General features: G+C 67.6%; 10 protein-coding genes. All 10 read left to right on the top strand.

Annotated features, from left to right (window positions below; genetic code table 11):
• Positions 1 to 501, top strand: a 501-nt coding sequence (locus BLS34_RS26115; RefSeq protein WP_483887626.1) for a phage major capsid protein, incomplete at its 5' end; no start/stop codon positions are given.
• Between the two features lie 74 nt (positions 502 to 575).
• A complete protein-coding gene (locus BLS34_RS24820; RefSeq protein WP_093154737.1) occupies positions 576 to 950 on the top strand; it encodes a hypothetical protein in 375 nt (124 codons plus the stop codon).
• Positions 951 to 963: 13 nt separating this feature from the next.
• Complete coding sequence (locus BLS34_RS24825; RefSeq protein ID WP_093154739.1) at positions 964 to 1641, top strand: hypothetical protein; 678 nt, start codon at positions 964 to 966, stop codon at positions 1639 to 1641.
• Positions 1638 to 2153 (top strand): hypothetical protein, encoded by a 516-nt coding sequence (locus tag BLS34_RS24830; RefSeq protein ID WP_093154742.1) that lies wholly within the window; start codon positions 1638 to 1640, stop codon positions 2151 to 2153. The genes BLS34_RS24825 and BLS34_RS24830 overlap by 4 nt, the downstream gene beginning before the upstream one ends.
• Positions 2146 to 2604, top strand: a complete 459-nt coding sequence (locus BLS34_RS24835; RefSeq protein ID WP_093154745.1) for a hypothetical protein — start codon at positions 2146 to 2148, stop codon at positions 2602 to 2604. Before BLS34_RS24830 ends, BLS34_RS24835 begins: the two co-directional genes overlap by 8 nt.
• 12 nt (positions 2605 to 2616) lie before the next feature.
• The gene (locus tag BLS34_RS24840; RefSeq protein ID WP_093154749.1) at positions 2617 to 2913 is read left to right on the top strand and encodes a hypothetical protein; all 297 of its coding nucleotides are present in this window, start codon (positions 2617 to 2619) and stop codon (positions 2911 to 2913) included.
• A gap of 5 nt (positions 2914 to 2918) precedes the next feature.
• Positions 2919 to 4181: a phage tail tube protein gene (locus BLS34_RS24845; protein WP_093154752.1), complete on the top strand. Its 1263-nt coding sequence runs from the start codon at positions 2919 to 2921 to the stop codon at positions 4179 to 4181.
• Positions 4182 to 4345: 164 nt separating this feature from the next.
• Positions 4346 to 4882 carry a hypothetical protein gene (locus tag BLS34_RS24850; protein ID WP_093154754.1) on the top strand — a complete coding sequence of 179 codons (537 nt, stop codon included), beginning with the start codon at positions 4346 to 4348 and terminating at the stop codon, positions 4880 to 4882.
• Positions 4883 to 5004: 122 nt separating this feature from the next.
• Complete coding sequence (locus tag BLS34_RS24855; protein WP_281241223.1) at positions 5005 to 5274, top strand: DUF1799 domain-containing protein; 270 nt, start codon at positions 5005 to 5007, stop codon at positions 5272 to 5274.
• Positions 5271 to 6941 (top strand): phage tail tape measure protein (locus tag BLS34_RS24860; RefSeq protein ID WP_093154759.1); only part of this gene is annotated, 1671 nt, incomplete at its 3' end. The genes BLS34_RS24855 and BLS34_RS24860, both read left to right, overlap by 4 nt.

Here is a 6941-nt window from a genome sequence, read left to right on the forward strand (position 1 = left end):
AACCCGGTCATCTACGACAACAAGACCCTCTTCCATAACGATCACGGCAACCTCGGCACCACGGCGCTTGGCACCGCCGGTGCGCTTGCGGCTGCCCGCCTGCTGATGCTGAAGCAGACGGAGAAGGACAGCGGAGACCGGCTCGGCATCGGACCGCGGTCGCTGCTGTGCCCGCCGGATCTGGAGGAGATCGCAGCCAACCAGTTCCGTCGGTCGACCGAGAACGACAAGACCTTCATCCAGTCCCTGGTGCTGGACATCCTGCCGGTCTGGTACTGGACGGACGTCTCCGACTGGTCGCTTGTCGCCGACCCGATGGAATGCCCGACGATCGAGGTCGGCTTCCTGGATGGTGCGGAGGAGCCGGACATCTTCGTCCAGGACTCGCCGACCTCCGGGTCGCTCTTCAGCCACGATCAGATCACCTACAAGGTTCGCCACGTCTACGGCGGCGGTGTCATGGACTTCCGCGGCATGTTCAAGGCGGTGGTCGCGGACTGATCGGTAACCTGAGCCGATCGTCTGCCCCGCATTGACCTCGGGCACCGGTCGGCTCTCATCGCAAGGAAGAGAGCATGACGACCAAGAACCTTCCCATTTCCACGCCCGGCGTGCTGGTGCTGCCGTTCAACTTCCCCGGTGCCAACGCCGCGACGGCGGTGGCCCGGGCACGTTTCGACCTGCCGTTCCCGGCCAAGCTGCTGGACGTCCAGGTCTCCGCCCGCTCGTCGACCGGTACCGACCCGACCCTGGACATCGACGTCCAGGCCGGCGGTGAGTCGGTGCTCGACGCCGAGATCGCCGTGACCGCGGCCACGGTGACCCATGGGGTGATCGCGACCGACCGGCTCGCGGACGAGGCGGAGCTGACGATCGACTTCACGATCGGCGGCACTTCGTCCCCGACCTTCAACGACGTCCAGGTCGTTCTGACGCTCGTTCGGATCTGAGGTCAGGCACGAGATGGCGCTGGCCGATTTTCAGGACCTGGTGGACGACTTCGTCCGAGACGACGAGAACCGCATCACGACAGACGATCGTGATGCGGCGATCGCGCTCGCCGTCGCCCGCTATTCTGAGGATCGGCCGCGCAAGATCGTTGTCGACCTGACCGCTGCCGGCGGTCACTACCTCGACCTGCCCGAGAGCTGGGAGGACGGCTTCAGCCAGCTCGAGACCCTCGAGCATCCGGTCGACCAGGTGCCGCCGAGCGAGATCTCGCCGGCCGACTGGCGCCTGTACCACAGCCCCAGCGGCACCCGGATCATGGTCGCCTTCTCATTCGCCGCGGCTGCGAGCGTTCGGGCCACGCACACCGGGCGCCATGTGCTCGACGACGAAGCCGACACCATTCCCTTCGGTGCCCGTGAGCCGGTCGCGGCCTACGGTGCCTCCATCCTGCTGGATCAGCTCGCCTCGGCGACCGCCAATTCGTCGGATCCGACGATCGGCGCCGACAGTGTCGATCACCGCAGCAAGAGCCAGGAATACGCGGCCCGCGCCCGCGCTCACCGCAATCGCTACCTCAACACCTTCGGTCTCACCGAGCGCAAGAACGTCGCCCACGGCGTCGTCGTGGATCTCGACCTCACAGACAGCCGCGGCCGCGATCGCCTCACACACCCGGGGCGCTACCGATGACGGACATTCAGATCGATATCGACACCAGCGCCGTCGACGCCGTGATCCGCGCCTGGGCCGTGATGCCCGAGCGGGCGATCGCCGTGCTCACCGCTGGCGTCACGGAAGCCACCCTGCTGCTGGAGCGGGAGACCAAGGAGCGCACTCCACGCGGCGCCACCGGCGCCCTTGAAGCGTCGATCGCGGCACAGCCGGCCCAGGTCAGTCCCGAGGCCGTCGTCGGGTCGATCGGCAGCTCGCAGCCGCATGCGCTCCACGTCGAGCTGGGCACCCGGCCGCACATGCCGCCGATCGCACCTCTGGTCGATTGGGCCAAGGCCAAGTTCGGTGTCGATCCCGAGGAGGCGGAACGTATCGCCTGGGGCGTGGCGCGCAAGATCGCGGCCAAGGGTACCGAGGGCCAGCACATGTTCGCCAGCGCGCTTGCGGCGAACGAAGGCCAAATCGCCTCGATCTTCGAGCGACACATCCAGGGCCTGGCCGCCGAGCTGGCGGAGGTGCCCGGTGTCTGATCTGGCCGCAACCCGCACCGCCATTGTCGCCACGCTCAACAGCGTCGCCGACATCGGACAGGTTCACAGCTACGAGCGGTACGCCCGCGCCGAGAAGGATCTCAAGGCGCTGTACGAGGACGAGGGGCGACTGCAGGGCTGGTTCGTGCGCCGGCTCTCCACGCGCGTCATATCGCCTGCCCGCGGGATCCGGACCGTCATCAACCGCTGGCGGATCCGCGGATACCGCGCGCTCGATGACTCTGTTCAGAGCGAGATCCTGTTCGACGCCACGATCGAGGCGATCCGGGCTGCGTTCGATGCCAGCTCGACGCTCGGCGGTGTGGTGGAAACCACGCATGTCGATGACCTCGCCGGCATCCAGGTCGAAGACAGCTCGCCGGTCATGTTTGCCGGCGTGCTCTGCCACGGCGCCCGCCTGGCGCTCTCTACCCGTCACCGCGAAAGGTAAGGAGGAGCCCCCATGTCCGGAGGCCAGTTCGTCATCAATCCCAAGACCGGCAAGCCCGAGCGCGTCGGCGAGCCGCCAAAGTCGCTCAGCCGCGCCGAGCGCCGAGCGCTCGAGGTCGAGGCCGAGAAGAAGGCCCAGGCTGAGAAGAAGGCCGAGGAGCCGCTCCAGGCCCTGCCCAAGCCGGCGGCTGAGGCCAAGCCGGCACCGCGTCGATCGACGACGCCGGCCAGCGAGAGCAGCCCGCGCCCGCCGGCATCGAGCACCGGCTCGGCGAAAGCCGCGTCCGACCCCTCTACCGGTAAGGAGTGACCGCCATGGCCGACGAAATCTCGATGAACACCGCGGTGGTTTTCAACCAGCTGGAAAGCACCTACGGCGTGTCACCTGGGGCGATGACTGCCAGCCAGGCGGTTCTGATCAAGTCCATGACCGCGGTACCGCTCACCGGTAACCGGGTCGAGCGCGACCTGGTCAAGCCGTACTTCGGCGCCAATCCGGGGAAGCTGACCGCGCAGCGCGGGACCATGCAGTTCACCGTGGAGGCCACCGGCGCCGGTGAGACGGCTCTCGACGCCGGCACACCGCCGGCATTCGGGCGCCTGCTCCGCCAGTCCGTCATGTCGGAAACCATGCGCGCACCGGCAGCCACGATCGCGGCCAGCCCGCCGACGGGCGTTGGCGGTCCGACGGGCACCTTCACCTACGCGGCCGGCGACCCCTATGAGGGGATCGTGGACCGCCTGGTCACGCTGCTCTGCACGACGGGCGGTGGCTCTGGTACCGCGGAGTTCACGGTGAGCGCTCCGGCGATCGCGCACCTGGCGGCATACGAGGCCACCGAACAGGTGATGACCGACGCCACGGATTTCGACCTCGTTCACGGCGCGACGATCACTCCGACGGTGGGCACCGCGTTCGAGGTCGGCGACAGCTACACGATCCAGCTGTCTGCTCCCGGCGCGTTCTACACGCCCGAGAGCGACACCATCGAGTCAGGCGAGAGCTTCTTCCAGTATGGTCCGAACCGGCACCAGTTCCTGGGGCAGCGCGGCAACGTGACCATCAACGCCGCGGCCGACGGGTACTTCGATCTGCAGTTCGACTTTATGGGCCTGCCGGGGACCTTCTCGAGCGAAGCAATCCCGACCGTCGACTTCTCCGCCTTCCAGGATCCGCTGATCGTCGACAACGACAACAGCCCTTACGTGGCTCTTGGCGGTGTCGAAATCGTGCTGCGGAGCTTCAACCTCAACGTCGGCCAGAACATCGTCATGCGATCGCTGGTCGGCCAGAAGAAGGTGCGGGCGACCGATCGTGCCGCCTCCGGGACGATCGTGTTCGAAGCCCCGGGTCTCGACGATGCCGACTACTTCGCCAACCTGAGAACCGGAGCGACGCTGGCCTTCGAGCTGATCCACGGCCTGCTGCGCGGCGAGATCGTCCACCTGACCTGCCCGCAACTGGAGATCACCGGCCTGCAGTATCAGGACGAGGAAGGTGTGGCGATGTTCAGCGCCAACATCACCGCGCTCCCGTCCGACGCCGGCAACGACGAGCTGACGCTCGCCATCAAGTGATCGAGACGAAACCGGGGAGGATCCTCCGGGACGGCTCTATTGGCCGGCAGGATCCAACGATCCGGGAGTAGGCCCGCGGCCAGGCTGAAGGCTGCTGCAACGTCGGAGCTATGGGCGTGACAGCCGGGAGAGACCGGCATCCATTTCGGCAACAGGAGGGTCGCATGGCGACCAAGAAGCAGAAGCACGAGGACATCGACGCTTCCGACGTGCCGCTCGACGCGTTCGATGAAGGCGGTCTCTTCGCCTTCGACGCGCGGCCGGTCGTTCGCAACTGGCCTGTCGGCATCCGGGTGCCGGTCGGGCCTGGCCAGTTCCGCATCCACGAGATCCGCTTCGATCTCCAGTACCGCGACATGAACGAGTACCAGGAGCTGTACGAGCGGGTCACCGCCTTCGCTGCAGCCGGTGGCAAGCTCGGAGATCCGCTTGCCGACCCGCTGTATCCGCACCTGCGCGGCTGGTCCGGCATCGCTGCCCAAGGCAAGGGCGCGCTCGGGTATTCCGATGCGGCCAAGAGCCAGCTGCTGAGCGATCCGCGGATCCGCGGCGCCGTGCTGGAAGCGACCATGAAGATGGTCCTGGGGATCGAGGAAAAAAACTCCGAGACGCCGCCCGAAGATGGGCAACCGCAGGCCGGCGGGCCAAACCGCGCGGCACGTCGGGCGGCGGAGGCGAAGACCCGGAAGGTTACGGGATAGTCGATCAGCTGCGCGATGCCGGCCAGGACGTCGACGCCTATCTCGACGCACAGCGCCGACGCCGCGCCCGTGAACGTCGGCGAGAGCGGGAGCTGCCGACGAGCCGGCCGGCCTATCCGATCCTGCCGGCCAATACCGAGGCAGTGATGGTGTTTCAGAGGTGCCAGACCCAATGGACATATGCCGGCGATCCGCCGGCCCAAACGGGTCTGCGCATGGAAGCCGTCACGGCCTGCCTTGACGCGCTTGGTGTTCCGGCAGAGCGCCGGCCGGATCTTCTCGGCCGGATCCAGATCATCGAGATGAAGGCGCTCGAGGTGCTCGGCCGGATCCGCATGGCCGACCTGGCGCGCATCCGGCGCCAGCAGCCGCAGTCGGCGAGGTCGCGATGAACGATATGGTCGTCGGCATCACGCTGCGGGCAGACGGCCGCGGCTTCGTCGGCGAAGTCCGGAACGCCCGATCGGAACTGGTCGGCCTGCGCGACAGCGGTACCGGCGCCGGCCGTGCCATGGAGGATCTGCGTCTGCGCAGCTCCTCCGCACTCGCGTCCCTGCGGTCGCTGCAGACCGTCATCGCCGGCCTTGGCCTGGCCGTCGGCGTTCGCGAGGCCGTGCAGGAGTTCGCCGCCTATGAGCGCGGACTGGTCGGCGTCGCCAAGACTGCCGATCTGACAGCGGACCAGGTCCGGGAGATGGGCGCGGCGGTCACGGAGATGGCCCGCCGCATGCCGTTCGCGAGAACGGAGCTGCTCGGCATTGCCCAGGCCGGCGGTCAGCTCGGTGTGAAGGGTGTTAAGGATCTCACGCTCTTCACCGAGACGGTGGCGAAGCTCGGTACGGCCTCCGACCTGGCTGGCGAGGAAGCGGCGACCAGCCTTACCCGGATCCTCAACGTAACCGGCGAGGCGATCGACAGCATCGACACGCTGGCATCGGTCATTGTCGCGCTGGGCAACAACGCCGCGGCCAGCGAGTCCGAAATCGCCCGCGTCGCCACTCAGGTGGCCCAGGCCACGGCGATCTTCGGCGTGTCGGCTGGCGAAGCGGCAGGGTTTGGTGCCGCACTGCGATCGGTCGGCGTGCAGGCCGAGCTGGGCGGATCTGCGGTCGGTCGGACCTTCCGCGCGATCGAGGAGTCGATCCGAGGCGGCGGTCAGCGCTTCCGGGAGCTGTCCGAGATCACCGGTGTTACCGGCGACCAGCTCCGCCAGACCTTCGAGAAGGACGCGACCTCGGTGTTCGTGTCCTTCGTCGAAGGTGTGGGCGCTGCAGTGGAGAGCGGCGCGAGCGCCGCAGAGGTCCTGGAGCGGTTCGGCCTGAAGGGCGAGGAGCTGCTGAAGGTCCTGCCGACCCTCGCGGTCAACAGTGAGCAGCTGAGCCGGTTCCTTGGCATCGTCGCCGATGAGACCGAGAACACGACGGCGCTCAATGAAGAGTACCTGCGCTCTTCGAAGACGCTGTCGTCGCAGCTCGCCCTCACCGGCAACGCCCTAGACGAGATCGCAGCCTCGCTCGGCTCCGCTCTTGCCCCGGCGATCGTGGAGGCCACCGAGGATCTGCGGTCGTTCGTACAGCAGGCGGTGGATTCCGGCGACGTCAAAGCAACCTTCGAGGCCGTGGCCTATGCGGTCGGCGCCCTCTCCAGCAACCTGGACATCCTGGCCGCGACCGCGGGGGTCGGCATCTTCGCCCGCATGCGGCCGGCGATCGCCGGTGTGCTGCAGTCGATCAATGCCTTGGTGCCGGCAGTCGCCTCGAGCACGGCCAGTTGGGTCGCTCTGAATACGGCCGTGGCCCGCGGGGCGGCTGTCAATATCGAGAGCGCGCGTGCGACCGAGCTGAAGACGGCAGCGCAAGGTCAGTCGGCCGCCCAGGCGCTGGCGTCGGCACGCGCGGCCGAGGTGTCGGCAGCGGCCGAGCTGGCGAACGTCCGCGCGCTTCAGGCGTCGATCGCCGCCGAACGCGATCGCGAGGTTCAGCGCCTGCAGGCCCAGATCAACGACCGCGGCCGTCAGCAGTCGATCGCCCGCCTGGTCGCGCTGCGGACCGATGAGGCA

This window comes from Thalassobaculum litoreum DSM 18839 (assembly GCF_900102465.1).
In the GTDB taxonomy this organism is placed as follows: domain Bacteria; phylum Pseudomonadota; class Alphaproteobacteria; order Thalassobaculales; family Thalassobaculaceae; genus Thalassobaculum; species Thalassobaculum litoreum.